Here is an 18,361-nt window from a genome sequence, read left to right on the forward strand (position 1 = left end):
CGCTAACGCGGCGACCACTTCTTCCATCGCATACCCCTGATCACCCCACCGCTTCACGCCGAAGCTCCGGTTCAGTCGTCGTGAAAGCAGCATGGAAGCGGGCTCCGCCACCGGCGCCCGAAGGACATGGCCTGCACGAAGTCTGTCGGCGCCTGCCTAGAGAGCGGGTCGCGAAAGCCGGAAAATAGACATGCCGGACCCAAGGAGACGGTGGTCCCGCCGTATCGTCGTCTGCTCGGCGGTGCTCTGGAGAGGAACATCTGCAACCACTGACCGGCTGCGACCTTAGGTGGGAGCCCCGTCCGAAGTTTCCGCTGGCTAGGCACTCCTGGCAGGGGCTCGCTGGGAGGTTCCATGCTCGATCTGCTGAAGTTGGCGGTCGCCTTCGGCATTGGCATCGGCACCGTCATGGTCGCCGTGGGTCTTGGCGCTGGGTACGCCGATCGCAGAAACCTCCCCTCAAAGCTCAAAGCGCGCGTGACGACCGTGTCCTGGCTCGGCGGGATAGCCCTCGCGGCCGGGATAGTGAGTTTGGTCTTTTGGCTCCTCGGCTGGTAGGCGATCCGCCCGGACCCGGTAGACCACCTCTCCGCTCTTGGGCCCGACGAATGCTCAAACTGCTTCACAGCCGCCGGCTATGAGCCAGATTGAACGGCTCGCGCTCTAGACAACAGAGTCGCGTGGCCCTGCATGCGATCGGATGTGATATCCAGCGCCGTGCTCCAAAGGCTCATACCCCCGCCGGCGGCGCCGAGTGCCAGGTTCCGCGCGCAGCGGCACTAGCCGGACTTCGGCGGCGCGATGGCTGCGCTCCACCGGCGTCCCGCCGCGGCGGTGACATCGCAGGGATCTTTGGCTGGCAGCTCCATGTGCGCTCGGCCAGGAATGACAGCGATGCGCGTCACTTGACCGGCGTTAAGCTTTTTCCCTAGCGTCCAAATGTCCGGAGAACTGCCATGCAACGCATCATTGTCGCCCTCGGTGTCCTGTTGGGCAGCGTGACCGCGTCGACGGCTACTGATTTCACGGATCGGAACGGCCGATATGGCGGTACCGTCAGCCGGGGACCAGACGGCGCGGCCAACATCTATGATCGCCAGGGTCGATACGTGGGCGGAAGGCAACGCGCTCCGAATGGCGGCACCACCCAGACCGACGCAGCGGGCCGCTACTCCGGGACAATCCAGCGCCGCCCAGACGGGACCACCACGCGCACGGATGCCGCCGGCCGGCATGCCGGCACCAGCCGGCCCGGCGCCAATGGCGGCACCGAGTTCTACGATGCCGCTGGACGATATGCGGGCCGCACGGTCCGCCGCCCGGATGGCACGACCGAGCGCTACGATGCGGGCGGGCGCTACATCGGCAGTAGCCGCTGACGGCGACCTGGGAGCGTTACTCATGAACCGGGCAATGCAAATTGCATTCGCCCGGAGCACAGCGGATGGGGAATTGCCTACCTATAATCCCGGCTCTTCATCCTGACCTTCCCGCTTCGCTAGCCCGGATCCAGCCGGCGCACCTCATCGGCGCGGCTGAGCGCGTGATCCGCCCAGCCCAGCCGGTCCAGCCCCTCCGCCTCTTTCAGGCTGTCCAGCAGGTCGGACCGGCCGATCAGGCGCCGCACGATCAGGTGCACCAGCGGCACCTCCGCGTGCTCTTCCACGCGCTCGATGCGCCCTTCCGCAGCCGGCAGGCGGGAGGTCAGCAGCTACCGTCGGTCACGTAAGCCGATCTTGGCGTAGACGACCAGGTTGGCATCGCCGAATTCGCCCTCAACTGTGACGAAGACCACTCCTTCGCGGTCGCCGGTCGCTAGCGTGGCGCTACACGCCGCAGCGGCCACTGCGGTACAGTTCGTCGACTCGTTGGAGAGGATACCCTCCAGACTCAGGCGGCAGGCGTGCCGCAGGACGAATTCACCCGGAGGCGTCGAACTCCAACGAAGCGCTGACGGCGCCACGGGTCTACGGTTGCCTCAGTGAGAGGCTTGCGCACCGCGCCCGAACGTCAATGCAGGACTTGGGCGCATGCGCGGCGAAACCGAACTGAGCGGTTGACGTTGGAACAACCGTCCCAGCGAGGAGACAGCCATGGCCGATACGCCGAGTGCGGATGATGCCCGCAAGGATCTCGAAAAGCAGATAGCTGACCTCAAAAAGGAGGTTGCAGCGCTGAGCAAGCAGTTCTCTGCGCGCGGCGAACGACTATACGATGATCTCCGCGACAGTACAGAAGATGGGTATGAAGCTGTCGCCGGCCGCGCGCGCAGCGCCGCCAAGCACATTCGTGAACAAGCCCAGGCGGTGTCGGGCGCCATGAGGGAGAACCCCGGCACGACAGCGACGGTGCTGTCTTCAGCGGGGCTCGTGGGGTTCTTGGTGGGGCTCTTCGTCGGTCAACTCCTCAGCGATAACCACCGTCGGTAACCCGCGGCGGCCGAGCAGAGCTACCGGCCAGGGCAACCCGGCCGGTCCAAGGAGCGCAGGGACCGCGAGTGCGCCGCTAAAACACCGACGACCGCCGACGGTGATGCCGCTTGGGCCAAGTGGCGCACGGAGCGGCTTCGGGGACTTTGTGGCGGCTTGTAGACGACGCGCTCTTGGGCCGGAGCGATCGAAGGCCAGTATCCTCATATCGGGCGCGATCGCCAGCCGCCCGCCCGGTACGAGCCGCGTCGCGAGCTGCTGCGGACAGCTGAGGTCGGCGAATGGGGCGGCCCGAGGTATATGTACGGAGGTGCGGCAATATGCCGCAAACTGGTCGGGCGCGTCTGCGGCCTCGCGCTGGAGGGGCGCCGTGGAGCGCAAAGACCTCCTCGCGTCCCGGGCACAATGACTCACGTCGTAGACGTTTGGCTGAATGAAGGCCGACTACCGGTGTGGGCGAAGCGCTGACGGAAGCGGCTGCTTCAGGTGAGGCAACCCCGCGGCGCGCCCACGATCGGTCCGGGGCGGAAGCGGTGTGCCCTAGGCCGTGAACCCATAAATTCGCCGGGCGGACGGCTTGGGAGGTCTGCTATGTCCCGATAGCCGATATATTGTTGCACACGACGCTATTGGCCAAAGTCGGAAGTCGGCGTCAGGTCGGGCCACTTTCCGCTTAGAGTTCGCCTGCGGGCGTCTTCTGGTTTCATCCGCGCTGTCTCAGCTGAGATCGTGCAGTTCTTTGCCTAAAGGCGCGCCTAGGCTGAAGTCCGAGAAGCCGACGCTCAGACCGCTGCGCTGGGGCGTGCAGGCCATCGGCCCGACGAGATAGGAAGTGGCCACGGGAAACGGCGCCAAGCGAACGAGCGGCCAGAGCTTGCCGTCAGCAGAGACCTGCAAACGAAGAACGCCCCGGGCAACGGTGGCGCGCATCCAGAAATCCCGATGATCGTTCTCATAGGGACTTGTCGCCCAGTCCGATTGTCCATTGGTCAAGACGCTGCTCAGCATGGCCCGGCCATCGGAAAGCTCGACACCCGCCTTGACCCAGCGCGTCTCGTCAACACGCACCATGATGCCGGCCTGGTCATAAAGTTTGGTGTATTCCCCACGAATGCGCAGTTGCGCGGTGAAGGCGTCGGCCGTGGTCACTCCCAGGAAATGGCCGTTGTCGCGCTTGAAGCCGTACAGCGTCTCCTGCCAGAAATCTGTGCCCTGATCCGTGACCATCTCCAAGTAGCCATTGTCTTGCAGGGACCAGCTAGTTGGTTCGTTCAGCCACGTTCCGTTCTTCATCCCCAAAGCCTCTATTTGTGCCGCAACCCTAGGTGCGTCTACCGGTGTTGGGCCGCCAAGCGATTGCTGCCAGGTTGAAGCAGGCTTGATCCCGGGTTCTGCCGTCAAGGCGCGACGTAGCGCCTCTGTCTAGCGTTGGATGCGCGCAACCCAATATCGACTGGCAGCCTGCCGCACTGGCCGAGGCGCCGGCGAGCCTGCCCACCAGGGTGAATGGCCTCGGCGAGCGGCTCCTCGCCGAGGACGCCGTCCTGATCTCCCCCCTCAGCCTGCTCGACGCGGTGGCGCTGCTGGCCCTCGGGGCGCGCGGCGAGGCGCTGCGGCAGATGAACGGCCTCCTCGGGTCCGACCACCGCGCCGCCTATGCCGCGCTGCATGCGCAGTTGGCGGGCGCGACGGCGCTGCGCCGGGCGAGCGGCGCCTGGCTGGCGGGCGGGGAGGCGCCGATGCCGGACTACCGGGCGGCGCTGACGGCGCTCGGCGCCGAGATCCAGTCGGTCGATTTCCGCGATCCAGGCGCGGTCAGGCTGATCAATGCCTGGGTGGCGGCGCGGACCGGCAACCTGATCCCCTCCCTGCTCGACCGCCTGCCGGCGAACACGGCCCTGGTGCTCACCGCCGCCCTGCATTTCGCCGCGACATGGCAGCAGACCTTCGATCCCGCCGCCACCCGGACGGGGCCGTTCCGCCGCGCCGGCGGCGGCACCGCCGAGGCGCGCTTCATGACCGGCGTGGTGACCGCGCGCTTCGCGCGGGGGGAGGACATCCACGCCGTGCGCCTGCGCTACACGACGCGGGATTTCGAGCTGCTCCTGCTGGCGCCGCGGCCCGAGGGCAACCCGTCCGCCGTCAGGACCCTGGTCGGCCAGGGCAAGATCCTGGAGACGCTCTCCGCCCTGCGCTTCGCGGAGGATCAGGTCGGCGTGACGCTGCCGAAATTCGAAGCCAGCCACGGCGGCGAGCTGCTCCCCGCGCTCCGGCGCATCACGCCGGCCTTCGACGCCAGCTACACCGGCATCACCGGGCGCGGCGTCGTGGTCAGCGAGGTGCGCCAGAAGGCCGTGCTCAAGGTGGATGAGCGAGGCACCGAAGCGGCCGCGGCGACGGCGATCATCGCGCAGTGGGGCATCTCGATGCGGCCGGTCTTCCACGCCGATGCCCCCTCCTTGCCGTCGTGCTGCATGTCCCAACCGGGCTGCACATCGTCTCCGCCCTGATCAACCTGCCGCGGTCGGCGTGATGCGCCTCGCGCGCCGGTGCATGGCCGCCGCCAGGATGATAAGCAGCAGCATGACCCACTTTGCAGGAGGCCTCATGGCGTCACGCCGTCTTCTCCTAATCCTCGGCCTGCTCAGCGTCGCCCGGGGCGCGGAGGCCTGCGCCGTCGCGACGACCATCCGCGTCGAGAATGGCGCCAGCGAGGTGGTTCGCACGCTTCAGGTTCTGTCGCCTTCTCCGGGATCGAACCAAGCGCCGCAAGGTGGCGCCGCGCCGGGGCAAGCAGTGTCGATCACGCTGCCATCCTGCATCGGCGTCTACGGTCTGCGCGCGACCTTCGCCAGCGGCCGCGCCGTAGATCACCCAAACCTCGACGCCCGGACAATCCGGGGTCTCGTCCTGCGGTGACGATCGCCGCAGGGTGCAGCATTGCGGGTTCCTGGATATTCCTGCCGCGCAAGCGCCCTTCGGAATCTCGATGGATTTGGCATCTCTCGTCGCCACCAGGAACTCGCCTACGGCGATGGCCAGGTGCGGTCCGGTGCACACCTACGCACTATGGGCGCCATCCACACGCTCGGCTTGGCAACCATACGTCTGACCACCGCGGCCATCTTCACGACGACCACTTCCTTCATGGCCGCTACGCATCGCGAGATGGCATCGCCACCTGCATTGCCGCGGTCGCGACGATCTCGGCCGGCACCGTCGTGGAGCCGTCGAACCCGCCCTTCTCGCCACGGGAGCACGACCATGACGTCGCTGCTGAAAGGGCAATGGCCAACAGTGGACCTGTGGCCTTGGTGCTGGAACGTCGGTCAGGACTGCTCCGTTCGGCTCCCCAAAACAGCCCGCGCCAACTCGTGCGGCCAGCCGAACTCCGCCGGTGGCGGTGCGAATGTCACGGGCTGGCGGAAAGTTACGAACGCAGCGTACGCTAGCGCGTCGTTCAATCTGACGCCTTCAGAGCCAGTGTTGAGCCCGCGGGGAGGAGATCGCCATGCGCATTGGCGTGCCAAAGGAAGTCAAGATCCACGAGTACCGCGTTGGGCTCGTGCCAGGATCTGTTCGGGAGCTTGTCCTGCACGGTCACGAGTTGCTGGTCGAGACCGGCGCCGGCGCGGCGATCGGTTTCCCTGACGAGGCCTATGCCGCCGCAGGTGCGCGCATCGCCCCGGATGCCGCATCAGTCTTTGCTGAAGCCGAGCTTGTCGTGAAGGTCAAGGAGCCGCAGCGCGATGAATGGGCGCGGCTCAGGCCGGGGCAGGTTCTTTTCACATACCTTCATCTCGCCCCGGACCCCGAGCAGACCAAGGGGCTGATGGAATCCGGCGTGACCGCCATCGCCTACGAGACGGTGACGAACGCTCAAGGCGGGTTGCCGCTGCTAGCGCCCATGAGCGAGGTTGCGGGCCGCATGGCTGTACAGGTCGGCGCCCGTTGCCTCGAGAAGGAGGTCGGTGGCGCCGGCATCCTGCTCTCGGGTGTACCGGGTGTGCCCTCGGGGCGCGTGGCCATTATCGGCGGCGGGGTGGTGGGATCGAACGCGGCGCGCATCGCGCACGGCATGCGCGCGCAAGTCACGGTGCTCGACCGCAATCCGCGTGCCCTTGAGGCGCTCGACGTCGAGTTCAATGGCATGGTGGACACGCTCTTTGCGACGCGCGACGCGGTGGAACGAGCAGTGCTGGAGGCCGACCTCGTCATTGGCGCCGTGCTGGTGCCCGGTGCGGCAGCGCCGAAGCTGGTGACGCGGGCGACGGTCGCGCGCATGCGCCCAGGCAGCGTCCTGGTCGATGTCGCGATCGACCAGGGTGGCTGCTTTGAGACATCGCGCCCCACCACGCACGCGGACCCGACTTACGTCGCGGACGGCGTGGTGCACTACTGCGTCACCAACATGCCGGGCGCAGTCGCGCGCACTTCGGCGGTTGCGCTCAACAATGCGACGCTGCCATTTACGGTCGACATTGCCGAGAAGGGTTGGCAGCGCGCAGCGGCGGAGAACCCGCACCTAGCCGCGGGCGTCAATGTACATGCCGGAGCGGTGACGCATCCCGCCGTCGCAAAGGCCCTGGGCCTGCCGCTGGCGGAGTTGCCGCGATGAAGCCGACATACCGCATCGGAGCGCCGCACCGCCGTGACTTGTTGAAGGCAGCCTTTTCATCGGCTGCGCTCGGATTGGTCGCCGGAGCTGCTTCGGCGCAGCAGACGTGGCCAGCTCGCCCGATCCGCTGGATCCTGGGCTTTGCGCCTGGCGGCGCGGGCGACATCACCGCTCGGCTCCTCGCGCCGCGGCTGCACAACCTGCTGGGTCAACCCGTCCTTATCGAGAATCGGCCGAGTGCCGGCGGGATCGTCGCAGCGGAGGCTGTCGCCCGAGCCGAACCCGACGGCCATGTCCTCTTGCTCGTGACCAGCACGTCACCAACGGCAGCAGCCTTCTACCGAGCCCTACCATTCGACACCGAACGCGACTTTGCTCCGGTCGGGATGATTTCGACCTTTGGGCATGCCCTGCTGGCCGCGGCCACCTCGCCGTGGCGCAACCTGGCTGAGGTCATCGCTGCCGCGAAAGCGCGACCTGGCTCGGTGAACCTCGGCTCCATCTCGGTTGGCACAGCGCAGCACTTCGCGGCCGAACGCTTCAAGCTCATGGCGGGGATCCGCGCGGAGACGATCACCTACCGCTCGACACCTGACTTATTGAACGCAATCGCCACCGGTGACGTGCATCTCGGCTTCGAGACGCTACCGCCCGTGATCGGACAAATCGGCCCGGGAGGACGGGTGAAGGCGCTTGCCATCTCATCGGAGGAGCGCTTCCCCGCCCTCATGGAGATTCCAACCGTGACGGAGGCGGGTTTGCCTGGATACGTGGCCGAGTCCTGGAACGGTATTCAGGCGCCGGCGCGCACGCCGGGCGCCGTCGTTGAGCGGCTGAATCGAGAGCTGAACCATTTACTCGCACTACCGGATGTCCGTGACCGTCTGCTGACCCTTGGACTGGTGCCACAGCCCAGCGATCCGCGCGCGCTACAGGAGCGTCTGTCGCGCGAGACCGCGATTTATCGCCGCGTAATGGAGGAAGCAGGAATCGCGCAACAGTAGTCCTTCAATCCCGCTGCACTGCCTTCGGGTGCGCACTCGTTCTGCCTGGGCGAGCGCTTCCATCATGCCGGTCGCGCCAGCCCATTAAGCCGGCCCCGGGGGCAATCGCCGGTCGACGGCCCAAACCACGCGTGCCGTCGATGCCTGCCCATGATCGGGCACCTCGGGGCGAGCTCTCCAGTGAGGAAGCGGCGTTGTCGGCTGCCGGCCGCCCGCCCAGCGTCGCCTCAGCTGCACGAACCCATTGCAGCACTGGCCCGGCTAATCATGATCCGGCCGCCGCGCGGTAGACCTCGCTGAGATGGCCGAGGCCTCTGGGCACCCGGATCCCGTTGCAGAGCACGAAACTGACGCGCGCGCGCTTCGCCACGCCAGTTCCGTCGCGAGGCCGAAGCGGGGACGTGATCGCGCACGTGATCCGCCACAATGCCGCCTGGCCGCCGCGCTGCCATCATCGGCAAAGGTGATCGCATCGCCTGAAGCGGTGGCTGTCCAAAGCGAGAGAGCATGACAGGAGCTGTCCATGATCGCGCGTCGCACCTCCAACCTCGCGGGGCCTGCCGCCCCATTGGCACCCACCTTGGCGCGGACGGGCTGTGCGGACCGGCCCATACCGCCTCCTCACGGTCATGCGCTGCGTCATCGCCTGCCTGCGCGCCTTCTTCCGCGCCTCCGGCGGTAGCGTCGGCCAATCCTTCGAGCTTGGCGTCGAACTGCTGCAGCCAATGACCAGCACACAGGCCGAGCACATTGCCATCGCCGCATCGGCGCGAAGGGCTGCTCGACCAGTCGACATCGATCCTGCCCTGCCGATCAGCGGGCCTCGGGCATGAAGCTGCAGGGCACCGGCCGCTGGCCCGCGCAGCTCGGAGCGGCAGCCGCCGGCTGAGCGCCGGGCGACGCGTGTGCGGTCCGGTGAGAGATCGCGCAGGCCTACGCGCTGCCGCATGGCGGCAATACCTGTCGCGGCGCGCCGGAGTGGCCAGCGCAATGCTGGACGGCAGCGATCCGATCGTCCCGGCTGGGACCGAGCCGGCGGAATTACGCGCGAGCGGGCCTCAGGTTTCTACTTTCGCAGCAGCGCGATCTGCGGCGGTAGCGACTGCGGCGAACGCGACCGCCATGAGGGCTGCACCAAACAACCAGCCCGATGCGGCTGCACGACGTGTCCGCCAGACCACGCGCGGCAAGCTGGTACAGTCCGGAAGTTCCTGCAGCATCCGCTCGCGGCGCCAAGCCGGATAGCTGGACGGAATCCGCGCGATGAGGAGCGTGCGCACGGCGTAGCATTCATCAACGGCAAGCCTGTCGGCCTGCACGCGCTTCGCCTCAGGCACTGCCTGTAGGAAAAGCAAGCACGCGCAGAACGCGAGCAGGAGCGCGGAACCTTTCGCCAAATTGGAGAGGATCGTTAGCATTTTGCATCCCTCCCTTCCAGTTCAGTTAACTAACGTGCTTGTTGGCAGTGCGGAAGGCCTCAACTTCGGCTGCGGGTTGACTCGTGCCATCGCTCTCGTCACTTCGCGTGCGTTCCATCGTATGAGCAGGAGATCTCTGCAACACGCCCGCATCCCGCCTCCCGGGTTTTGGTGCGCGTTCAGCGACCCCCTGTCTAAGCGGAAGCGGCAGGATGTAGCCGGCCGTGGCGGAACCCTGATGCGAATCCGTTGCGGCAGTCACATGACGGCAGCGGCGGGGCGGCGACGTCTGGTCCTGGATTCCCAATCATGCGCCCCATCGCGACCGCGCTCTGACGATCGCTCACGTGATGGCCCGCCGGCCGGCGATCAACCGAGCATCAGACGACCGCGCCAAGCCGGCACGGAGCAATTGCCTGTTTGCGCGCGCATTCCTTCCGGAATCGCGGAGGGCTTCCATGAATTCTACAAACGCGTACGCGCGTTTGGAGCCCGTCAACGCAAGGCCGCCTCGACCTTCGCTCACTGCCGGCTAGCGTCGCGTCACCAGAATCGCGGGATAGGCTATGGAATCGGCACTTCGCGTTCTCGTCCTGGAGGACGAGTGGCTGATCGCGACTCAAATCGCGGCAGCATTGGAGCGCAGCGGGCATCGTGTGATTGGGCCGTTTGCTTCGGTGCAGCACGCGGAAGAGACGATCCAGGCCGGAGAACTCGACGCTGCTCTTCTCGATGTTCGACTTGCGGAGGGACATAGCTTTGCGGTTGCAGATGCGTGCCTCGAGGCGGGAATCCCGTTTGCATTCGTGACGGGTGTGGGCAGCGTCGATCTGCCGGTTCTCTTCGCTTCCTGTCCGATCCTGCGGAAGCCATTCTCGGAGGCTGCATTGGTGGCACAGATCCAATCGCTCGCCGGCGAAGCGCCCAGTCGATCTGCTGCCCCCTGTCAGAACGAGCCGGGCTCAGATGCCAGCGCCAGGTGACTGGCAGCCCGCTGACGCTGGGGCGCGTCGCGCGCGCGGATGTCCTTGCTGTCGTTGCTATACGGTCCAGTGACGCCACCCGCCGCCGGGCTCTGCGCCGATTTATAGTTCGGCGTGCACGCTCCCTGGCCGGCCGGTGCCTGAGCCTAACGGGACGGCGTCACAGCTGGTGAGCAGCGCCAGCTGGGTCCGTACGCCGGCGCTGTTGTCAGGCGTGGACCCGCGCGGTCAGTTCCCTGACTGGCACGCCTTCTCGGGCAGCGACCGGATCCGCTTCGGCAGCAGCGCGCCGATCGAGAGCAGCTTCGGGGAGACGGCGCTAGAGGTTGGCGCGGGGATCGCCGCGCGGGTGAACCAGACCACCAGCGTCTATGCGCATGCCGACTACCGCTGGTCGCTCGGCGGCGACAGCCGCCAGACCGCGACGCAAGGCACCATCGGCATCCGCTTCAACTGGTAGCCGATGCGGCCAGGCTTGCGCGTCTGTGGCGCGCGAGCCGACCCGCGCACCGACGCGTGCGCGTTCACGCTTGCCAAGGCGATTGCCATCACCATGACAGATAAACGGGCCGAAGGCGGCGAGCCTCGGCACCGCAGGAAACGCGACGCCTTCAAGATCGCACCCGTCTTCCGGGAGGCGGCGCTGGTGTGTACCAGCTCGTCGAGATCCGCGCTGACGGCTCGCGCGAGCCGCTGCGGATCGAGTTCCCCACGCGGTTCGAAGCCCTCGAAGCGCGCGAGGCCATGGAGAATCTGAACGCGGTCGCGCGGCTGCGCGAGGTGTTCGGGATGGCGCCGGAGCCTGAGGCCGAGGAAGTGCTGCGTCTCTGGCGCGTCCTCGGCGAGGTGGACCGGACGTCGGTGCTGGCGATGATGCGGACCGCCGCGTCCCGGCGTGCATGTGACGCCGAGGCCTGAAGCCGCTGGGGGTCACCGCGCAGGTGCCGCTCGTCGTTGCCGGGATCTCCGCCGAGCAACCCGTGCGGCAAGTCCGACGTTGCCTTGACGGTTGGGCTCATATCGGGCCGTCCAATGGGAGGAATGAAGCGATGCTGCGTGGTGGTCTGCTCTGGCTGATCGGGATTCCGCTGCCGATCATCCTGCTGCTCTGGCTCTTCGGCGCCTTGAACTGATCTGCGGCGCGCGGCGCGGAAGCCTGTCAAGGCGCCAAGCCAAATCCTGCGCGCAGTTCCTATAGCCGCGCCACTTTCATTCACTGTCTCAGTCTCTACGCTTTGGCCACTTTCCAGCGACGGCTTCCTCGGACTTGGGCTGCGCCGAGGAAGCGCCGGAAAGCAGCCTCATTGAATCCTGAGGCATCACGGCGTGCATCGGCACGCGTTTCGGCATGGTGGCCCTGGGTTGTGGAACCATCTGCATAGGCCGTCGTCGGCGAAGTGCGATCGCCGCTTGAGATGATCGCGGGATCGCGGCCATCTGGGCGGTAACGCGCGGAATGCCAGGCGTTTCGGATGCTGCCACCACCTGCCGCTCGGGGAACGCTGGATTGGGCGAGGCTGCGCCGGCGACGCCGCGTTTCCACTTGCTGCAATTCTGAGAAGCGGTCCTGCGAGATGCGATCCGTAGCGTCACCATGATGGTGACTTCGTAGGCTTTTCCTGGGCTGATTTACCTGGGCATTCTTCTGGGCGACTCTCTGTCGTCCCGACCGGTTCGGCTGGGCGTTTCCCACCTCACTGCGAGATTCGTATCGAGGGCCTGATGAGCCGGCACACATGACCGCGTTTGATGGAACCCATGCCGGACGACGTCGATGGGCACTCGCGACGGTCTTACTGACCCTCGGCGTGGCGGTGCTGGACAGCAGCGCTACAAATGTCGCCCTGCCGTCCATAGCAGCAACCCTTCGGGCAAACCCCTCCCACGCCATCTGGGTCATCAACGCGTTTCAGCTTGCGCAATTGGTTGCGCTCCTTCCATTGGCCGCACTCGGCGAGATCCATGGCTACAGACGCGTGTACCTGGGCGGTGTCGTCACCTTCGCGCTTGCATCACTCGGCTGCGGCCTTGCTGAGTCGCTGCCGCAGCTCGCGCTCGCAAGGCTGGCCCAGGGGGTCGGCTCAGCGGGCATCCTGAGTGTCAATCTAGCGCTCATCCGCCACATCGTTCCCCGGGACAGGCTTGGCCGTACCATTGGGATGAATGCCATGGTGGTCGCAATCGCCTCCACCATTGGGCCCAGTTACGCGGGCTTGGTGCTCGGCTTCGCGTCCTGGCCGTGGCTGTTTGCACTCAACGTCCCGCTCTGTGCCCTGTCATTCATGGTCGGGGTGCGCAACTTGCCACAAACCACCCGGGCAGCGCGGCGGTACGACTGGGTCGAAGCATTGACCACCGCGACCACCGTCGGGCTCACGGTGATGACTTTGGTCGCGGTCGGCCAGGGCCTTGCCTTAACCGCCATCGCCGCGTTCGCTGTGGCCGCCATGGCGGCCATGACGCTGCTGCTTCGGCGCATGTCATACCACGCGGCACCGATGCTTCCGCTCGATCTCCTTAGGACAGGCGCGTTCGGCCTGACGGTCGCCACTTCGGTCGCCTCCTTTGCCGCGCAGATGATGGCGCTGACCGCTCTGCCATTCCTGTTCCACGACGGCTTCGGCTTCTCGCCCGGCTTGATCGGCCTCGTGATGGCGCCGTGGCCCCTCACATTGGCGGTGGCGGCGCCGCTTGCAGGCCGGCTTGCCGATAGCATCCCCGCCAGCTGGCTATGCGCGAGCGGCCTAGCGATACTTGCCGTCGGACTGCTAACGCTCGGGCATCTGCCGGACCACCCTGCCATTTGGGACATCGGCTGGCGCATGGCGGTGTGCGGCGCGGGCTTCGGTCTGTTTCAAACGCCCAATAACCGTGCGCTGGTCCTTGCGGCCCCTGCATCGCGTTCCGGGGCGGCCAGCGGCATGATGAGCACTGCCCGACTGTTTGGTCAGTCCATGGGCGCGGCGGTTGTGGCGCTGCTGCTCCGGCTGGTTCCTGAAACCGGCCCGATGCTGGCGATTGTCGCGGCGGGCGCATTCGCGGCATTGGGCGCGCTCCTCAGCCTCCTGCGACCGCGCGGTTCCGCTGAGCATCAATGATCGCCGAAGGGCGCTGCTTTCGTCCGGAATAGTGCTGTGGCCTGCCTTGGTATGTATGCGGCGCGGCCCCTTCCCGCGACCGCACCCCAAACCCACGACTTGGTGCTGCGCGGCTCAGTCCATTGGGACGGCGCGGGAACTCGTGTTGGCGGCTGCGGTCGTTTGGGACAACGCGCTGGCCCTTACCTACAACTGCGCGCGGACGATAGAGCGTCTCCAGTCGTTCCCGATCGTCATTGGCGCGCTCGGCCATCGCGGAGCGCGCTATCCTTTGGACCACCCCTCACGGTCCACAGCACGCCCGAGATTGGCAGCTTCGACCAGCACGCCGGCCGCAAGCGATCCAAACTCCTGTGAGGCAATCACCCTCGCATCCTCACCCCCACTCCGGCGCCGCAGCTCCGCCGGTCTGGCAATGACGAGGCCTCCCTGCGCTCGGGCATGGCTGCGCTATGCCGGCGCAGGCTGACTGGCTGGGGTAGTCAGTGCACCCCGAGGTCAGTGTGTTCCCGCCAGCCCGCCGGATTGCCCCCGCATTACGACGGCTGGCCGTGAGGGAGGATCCGCGAAGACTCTGGTTGAGCCACTCGCCGCAACAGATTGCGAGACTCGGCTACGAGGCGGATAGTTTGGACACGCCTAAGTCTACACTCAGCCGCCGCTTGCAATGTCTGCTCGATCAAGCTTTTAGCCTGCGTTCTTAGTCGCTCGGCCTCCGTCGGAGCTTTCTCCACCGCCCACCGCCCTATGCGTGAATCGCTGAAATTTCTCTGGGTCAGTACGCTCCGACCTTGGCTCGAAAACTTCGACAAAATGGATGCCTACTGTTTGATGAGGCTTATTGTCGGCCGCCTACCGCTTTGTCGCTCCCAGGACAGGTGACCGACCGCGGCGGGCCCAGTGCTACGGTCCATCAGAGGTCAGCTGACCTGACCCGCTGTGCAATCTCGCGGGCTATCGTCGCACCCGAGCCCATAACATCAACGGGGCCGTCGTAGTGGGCTGCATTCCAGGGCATGCCCTGCTCCGGCAGCCCGGCCTTTGTGATCACCATTGTGGTGCCGCCGGCATTGGCAATGGCTTCCAAACCACGCGAACCGTCATCCAATGAGCCCGAAAGCACGACGCCGATGCCGCGTTGTCGCGCGTATTTCGCGACCGAACCGAAAAGGAGATCGATTGTACGGTTCCGATGGCTGTTGTTCCCGCCTTCGACCAACCGCACGTCGCTCCTCGCAGCCAGGGAGAGATGGGCATCCGGCTCGCCGATATAGCAGCACCCGGTGCAAAACCGTTCCCCCTCGCTGGCAACAAGCACGGGCATTTTAGACGCTCGCGAAAGAACCGCCCTCAATTCGCTCAGCCGATCACTCGGCCGATGCAGGACGATGAGGACGACCGCGGCCAAACCAGAGGGCAGATCGGCAAGCAAAGTCTTAAGGTCGTCCAGCCCTTCAGCGCCCGACGCGCCAACAGCGACGACGAATGGGTGCTCGTCTGCCTCACGAGGCGTTGGCCCGGGCGTCATGAATCTAGCGTAGCGCAAAGCACCCTCGCTCGAGAGACAAAAGTCCTGCGCACCGGCAACAAAGCGCTGCACAACGGCACCGCCCTGAAGTCGCGTTATATAATCGCCGCGATGAGAAAGGCGCCATCTTCATTTTGTTGAGGACCGAGGGCCTTCCTTTCACTTGCTAACCTCACAGCGTAAGCCTGCATCAATCCGGTGCGAAGGCTGGGACTGGCCAGGATATTGCGCGCCAGCTTGCCAGCAATCCGAGCGCGGAGCCGATCCTGTCCCATGCGGAGATCGCGGTGGCCGTGCGGACGGCTCACCAAGGGATAAGCTTTTCCAGCCTCCTTCGCGGGCGCTGCGGGCTACAAACTGCTTCCGCGGGATCGGGACCGGGAACAGAGGGCGCCGCCCGCTGCGATGCCACTGCTGCGAGCTTGATTCAGCCCGGGGCGTGGAACAGGTGATCGCGTTTTTCCGCAGAGGGTTTATGATCGCCGGAGGTGCAGGCGATGAGAACGCCCAGGGGCGCATCGAGGCGGGCCGAACCCGCTCTGCACGCTCAAGCTCGGCACAATCCGGACAGCACCGCATCGCTGTTGCTGGGCTCGCGTTCACCACGAGCCCGCCCACCTGCCGGCGGCGTCTGATCCCCCTCAAACTGGCCCCGCTACGGCGGGGCTTTTTTGATCGGGCAGCCGATCACGCACAGCCTGCGAAGCCCCCTTTGGATCGACGGCTCACATGCCTGCTGCGCCGTGTCTGGCGCCGCCGAACGGAACCGAGACGCAACGCGTAGACTGATCCCGCGAGCGAGCCATACTCCATTCGCTAACACAGCGCGGAACTCGAGATCCGCCTGCCCAATCGGCAGAACGTCTCCTCAGATGCGCCGTAGGAAGATGTCTTCGCCCGGCACCGGGTGAGGGCCGGCCTCCGGCATGCGGGCTTGCTCGACCGTGTCCTGCCACGGCCAAGCTATTCACCTTTCTTATCGCCGCGAAACGACGGCCCGCCGCATCTGGTTGTGCTTGCCATGGATGATCCGGCGATCAAGGCTGTCCGCCTGTTGAGCGAGGTCCGGGAGAACCGGGAGGCACTCGGCGCGAAGCTCGCACAGACGCGAATCCTCGCCGCCAGGCTTGCATGCGGGCACGAGGAACTTCGCTGCCTCTCGGCCTTGGCCGGTGAGATTGTCGCCTTCTCGCGTCGCGTGGTGCCCCGGGGGCCCAGGCGATAACGTCGTGGGCATCGTCCCATGCTCCCGAGCAAAGATGCCGTGCCACCTCGCAGCGTGAGCCGAATGCCATCGCGATCGCACCTGCCCGCTTGCCGGTGCTGAACGGTAGCTCGACCCGGCTGGTCATCTAGCGCCGCTGCAATGGCCTCACCCCGAAGAACGCCGACGCGAGCATCGCATCATTGGGCGGATTGCGAGGCCCGCGGGGTGGCTCTTGGCTGGCTTGTGCCAATCCGAGATGCGGCAGCATGGCGGAACCACCGGGCTGAACCCCGATCGTTCCTCCAAAACCAAGCTCATCCGTCGGGCCGCACGTATCCAGCAGCTATTGCCCAGGCGCATGATGGTGCCAGTTCCATGTACTCTTTCGCGATCCCATCACCGTCGGACGCCGGAACTCGCGCGCCACAGACTTCTTGCGAAGGATGTGAACCAGAGCCACTGGCCACGCCAGTAGCCCGTAGACCAACCAAGTGCCTGGGCTCCGACCTTTCGCCTGCGCAATCACGGCAATCAGACTGGCCATCACGGCTGAGACATACACGAGCGTGAGCATCGCGACGTCCTCCTCACGCGCTGGCTCAACGGCGCGTGCAGCACTCTTAACGCGCATTCAAAACGGACGTTGCAGGCTTGGCACTCGCCGGCTTACCCCCGCCCCCGGGCGGCCGGGAGGTAGCGAGATCGGCTGCAGGACAGCCCGGGTCGCGCGCGGCATCGCGCATACGCAACTCATCGGCGACCGTTAGGCTGGCGTCGACGATGCGGCCGCGGGCGTACGGGCCCCGGTCCCGGATGGTCACCGTAGCGCCACGGCCTTTCGCCGTATTCTGACGCGCGCCAGTGTTCCAGCGGAAGTCTGCGGTTGAGCTGCGGTATCGGATGCCGGGTCGAAACGCCTGCCCTGAACCGTCCGACGCGCGCGAAAATCTTGGGGCATAGTATGAGGCCAATCCCTGCTGTGTGCGGTCGAGGCGGCCTCGCTCCGTCCATGAACCGGCCCGGTTCGCACTCGATCGGCTTGCGCCTGCTCGCGAGCCGGCCACGCTTCAACTCCCAGGCGGCACCCGTCGCGCACACCAGAGCTGCCGCTTCGTCCGCAAGCGCCAGTCGCGTTGGGCGCTCCAGCCCGGCCTGGGCGCGTCGCTGTCCCGTTCGCCACATGCCTCCACCGCGAGAAAACCACGCTCGAAGAACGATGGGATTCAGCGAAGGTTATCTCGGCAAATCGCAGGCGCGTCCTGTCGAGCGCTCCGGACCCGCTCGGTGCCGTTACCGCTGCTGTTATCGAACTGGCAGCCGGCGGACGCTCGCCCGGTCTGCGAGCACCGAAGAGTGGTCCTCAGGCTTTGCAAACCCCAAGTCTCCACGGCGGTCGTTCCCCAGGATCGCGATCGGCGCAAGCGACCGCTTTTGATGTGCTGGATGGCGCTGCTGTCGAACATGGCTTGAACGCGGCCGGCAAGCAGATCGCAATGCGCCGCTCTCGTGCGCCCGGCTCATTGCTTGGAGCGGCTTCCTGAGCTGTCCGCACGGTACTGGGCTGGCGCGCGCCCGACGCAGGAAGCGCCGCCATCATGTCGGGCGACCGAACGGCTCCGATGCGCGGCAACGGCTGAGCGCCCCTGACGGGCTCCCGATGTTCGCGGCCCTCGCCTACAGGCACAAAGGATGTACCCGGCCACCCCCGCCGTGCCACCGACCGGCGCATCCGGGCTGCACCCTCATGCTCCAGCGTCGAGACAGCTCACCGAGCCGGCGGACAGGCAACAGACGGCTGGGCGAGCTCGCCTGAAACTTGAGGCTCGTCCTGCGCGTTCGCCTCCAGCCGTTGCGCTTTCAAAAGAGGAGGACACTGATGCGAACAATTGCCATGGCTGCCCTGCTGGCCGCGATCGCCGCTCCGCTCGCGGGTTGCGTCGTCAATTCGCCAGCGCCGTCCCGGACGGTCATCCGCGAGCCGGCCGCGCCCTCCACCACCGTCGTGACACCCGCCCCTTCGGCGACGGTCGTCACGCCGGTGCCAAGGGCTTCGGTTGTCGTGGGCCCTTGATGGTG

17 protein-coding genes are annotated in these 18,361 nt (G+C 66.1%); 13 read left to right on the plus strand and 4 right to left on the minus strand.

Annotated features, from left to right (window positions below):
* Nucleotides 1–354: 354 nt before the first annotated feature.
* Nucleotides 355–558, plus strand: a complete 204-nt coding sequence (locus GXW71_RS22725) for a hypothetical protein (RefSeq protein WP_211854972.1) — start codon at nucleotides 355–357, stop codon at nucleotides 556–558.
* Nucleotides 559–956: 398 nt separating this feature from the next.
* Nucleotides 957–1,379, plus strand: coding sequence for a hypothetical protein (locus GXW71_RS22730; RefSeq protein WP_211854973.1), 423 nt, complete (start codon nucleotides 957–959; stop codon nucleotides 1,377–1,379).
* Between the two features lie 119 nt (nucleotides 1,380–1,498).
* On the opposite strand, the gene GXW71_RS22735 is transcribed toward GXW71_RS22730, so the two are convergent.
* Nucleotides 1,499–1,666, minus strand: a complete 168-nt coding sequence (locus GXW71_RS22735) for a hypothetical protein (protein ID WP_211854974.1) — start codon at nucleotides 1,664–1,666, stop codon at nucleotides 1,499–1,501.
* A 427-nt stretch (nucleotides 1,667–2,093) separates the two neighbouring features.
* Here GXW71_RS22735 and GXW71_RS22740 point away from each other — a divergent pair, with 427 nt between their 5' ends.
* Nucleotides 2,094–2,429: an FtsB/FtsL family cell division protein gene (locus GXW71_RS22740; protein WP_211854975.1), complete on the plus strand. Its 336-nt coding sequence runs from the start codon at nucleotides 2,094–2,096 to the stop codon at nucleotides 2,427–2,429.
* A gap of 717 nt (nucleotides 2,430–3,146) precedes the next feature.
* Here GXW71_RS22740 and GXW71_RS22745 read toward each other — a convergent pair.
* Nucleotides 3,147–3,722, minus strand: a complete 576-nt coding sequence (locus tag GXW71_RS22745; RefSeq protein WP_211854976.1) for a DUF1349 domain-containing protein — start codon at nucleotides 3,720–3,722, stop codon at nucleotides 3,147–3,149.
* Nucleotides 3,723–3,931: 209 nt separating this feature from the next.
* Between GXW71_RS22745 and GXW71_RS22750 the strand changes: the two genes are divergently transcribed.
* The 4 genes from GXW71_RS22750 (at nucleotide 3,932) to GXW71_RS22765 (ending at nucleotide 8,051) form a co-directional block, all read left to right on the plus strand.
* Nucleotides 3,932–4,939 carry a serpin family protein gene (locus tag GXW71_RS22750; RefSeq protein ID WP_211854977.1) on the plus strand — a complete coding sequence of 336 codons (1,008 nt, stop codon included), beginning with the start codon at nucleotides 3,932–3,934 and terminating at the stop codon, nucleotides 4,937–4,939.
* 97 nt (nucleotides 4,940–5,036) lie between these two features.
* The gene (locus tag GXW71_RS22755) at nucleotides 5,037–5,348 is read left to right on the plus strand and encodes a hypothetical protein (RefSeq protein WP_211854978.1); all 312 of its coding nucleotides are present in this window, start codon (nucleotides 5,037–5,039) and stop codon (nucleotides 5,346–5,348) included.
* 592 nt (nucleotides 5,349–5,940) lie between these two features.
* Nucleotides 5,941–7,047: an alanine dehydrogenase gene (gene ald / locus GXW71_RS22760; protein WP_211854979.1), complete on the plus strand. Its 1,107-nt coding sequence runs from the start codon at nucleotides 5,941–5,943 to the stop codon at nucleotides 7,045–7,047.
* Entirely contained in the window at nucleotides 7,044–8,051 is a 1,008-nt protein-coding gene (locus GXW71_RS22765) for a Bug family tripartite tricarboxylate transporter substrate binding protein (RefSeq protein ID WP_211854980.1), read from the plus strand. The genes ald and GXW71_RS22765 overlap by 4 nt, the downstream gene beginning before the upstream one ends.
* Nucleotides 8,052–9,109: 1,058 nt before the next feature.
* Here GXW71_RS22765 and GXW71_RS22770 read toward each other — a convergent pair.
* Nucleotides 9,110–9,469 carry a hypothetical protein gene (locus tag GXW71_RS22770; RefSeq protein ID WP_211854981.1) on the minus strand — a complete coding sequence of 120 codons (360 nt, stop codon included), beginning with the start codon at nucleotides 9,467–9,469 and terminating at the stop codon, nucleotides 9,110–9,112.
* 566 nt (nucleotides 9,470–10,035) lie between these two features.
* Between GXW71_RS22770 and GXW71_RS22775 the strand changes: the two genes are divergently transcribed.
* The 5 genes from GXW71_RS22775 to GXW71_RS22795 all read left to right on the plus strand — a co-directional run bounded on the left by GXW71_RS22775 (nucleotide 10,036) and on the right by GXW71_RS22795 (nucleotide 13,550).
* Complete coding sequence (locus tag GXW71_RS22775; RefSeq protein WP_211854982.1) at nucleotides 10,036–10,452, plus strand: response regulator; 417 nt, start codon at nucleotides 10,036–10,038, stop codon at nucleotides 10,450–10,452.
* Nucleotides 10,453–10,621: 169 nt separating this feature from the next.
* Entirely contained in the window at nucleotides 10,622–10,912 is a 291-nt protein-coding gene (locus tag GXW71_RS22780; RefSeq protein ID WP_211854983.1) for an autotransporter outer membrane beta-barrel domain-containing protein, read from the plus strand.
* Nucleotides 10,913–11,100: 188 nt separating this feature from the next.
* Nucleotides 11,101–11,370, plus strand: coding sequence for a hypothetical protein (locus tag GXW71_RS22785; protein ID WP_211854984.1), 270 nt, complete (start codon nucleotides 11,101–11,103; stop codon nucleotides 11,368–11,370).
* A 23-nt stretch (nucleotides 11,371–11,393) separates the two neighbouring features.
* Complete coding sequence (locus GXW71_RS22790; protein ID WP_211854985.1) at nucleotides 11,394–11,585, plus strand: hypothetical protein; 192 nt, start codon at nucleotides 11,394–11,396, stop codon at nucleotides 11,583–11,585.
* Between the two features lie 603 nt (nucleotides 11,586–12,188).
* A complete protein-coding gene (locus tag GXW71_RS22795; RefSeq protein WP_211854986.1) occupies nucleotides 12,189–13,550 on the plus strand; it encodes an MFS transporter in 1,362 nt (453 codons plus the stop codon).
* A gap of 913 nt (nucleotides 13,551–14,463) precedes the next feature.
* Here the strand turns inward: GXW71_RS22795 and GXW71_RS22800 are convergent.
* On the minus strand, nucleotides 14,464–15,078 hold the full coding sequence (locus GXW71_RS22800) for a chemotaxis protein CheB (protein ID WP_211854987.1): 615 nt from the start codon (nucleotides 15,076–15,078) through the stop codon (nucleotides 14,464–14,466).
* Nucleotides 15,079–18,161: 3,083 nt separating this feature from the next.
* Between GXW71_RS22800 and GXW71_RS22805 the strand changes: the two genes are divergently transcribed.
* Nucleotides 18,162–18,356, plus strand: a complete 195-nt coding sequence (locus GXW71_RS22805) for a hypothetical protein (protein WP_211854988.1) — start codon at nucleotides 18,162–18,164, stop codon at nucleotides 18,354–18,356.
* Nucleotides 18,357–18,361: the final 5 nt, after the last annotated feature.

Source organism: Plastoroseomonas hellenica, assembly GCF_018129085.1.
GTDB classification, from domain to species: domain Bacteria; phylum Pseudomonadota; class Alphaproteobacteria; order Acetobacterales; family Acetobacteraceae; genus Plastoroseomonas; species Plastoroseomonas hellenica.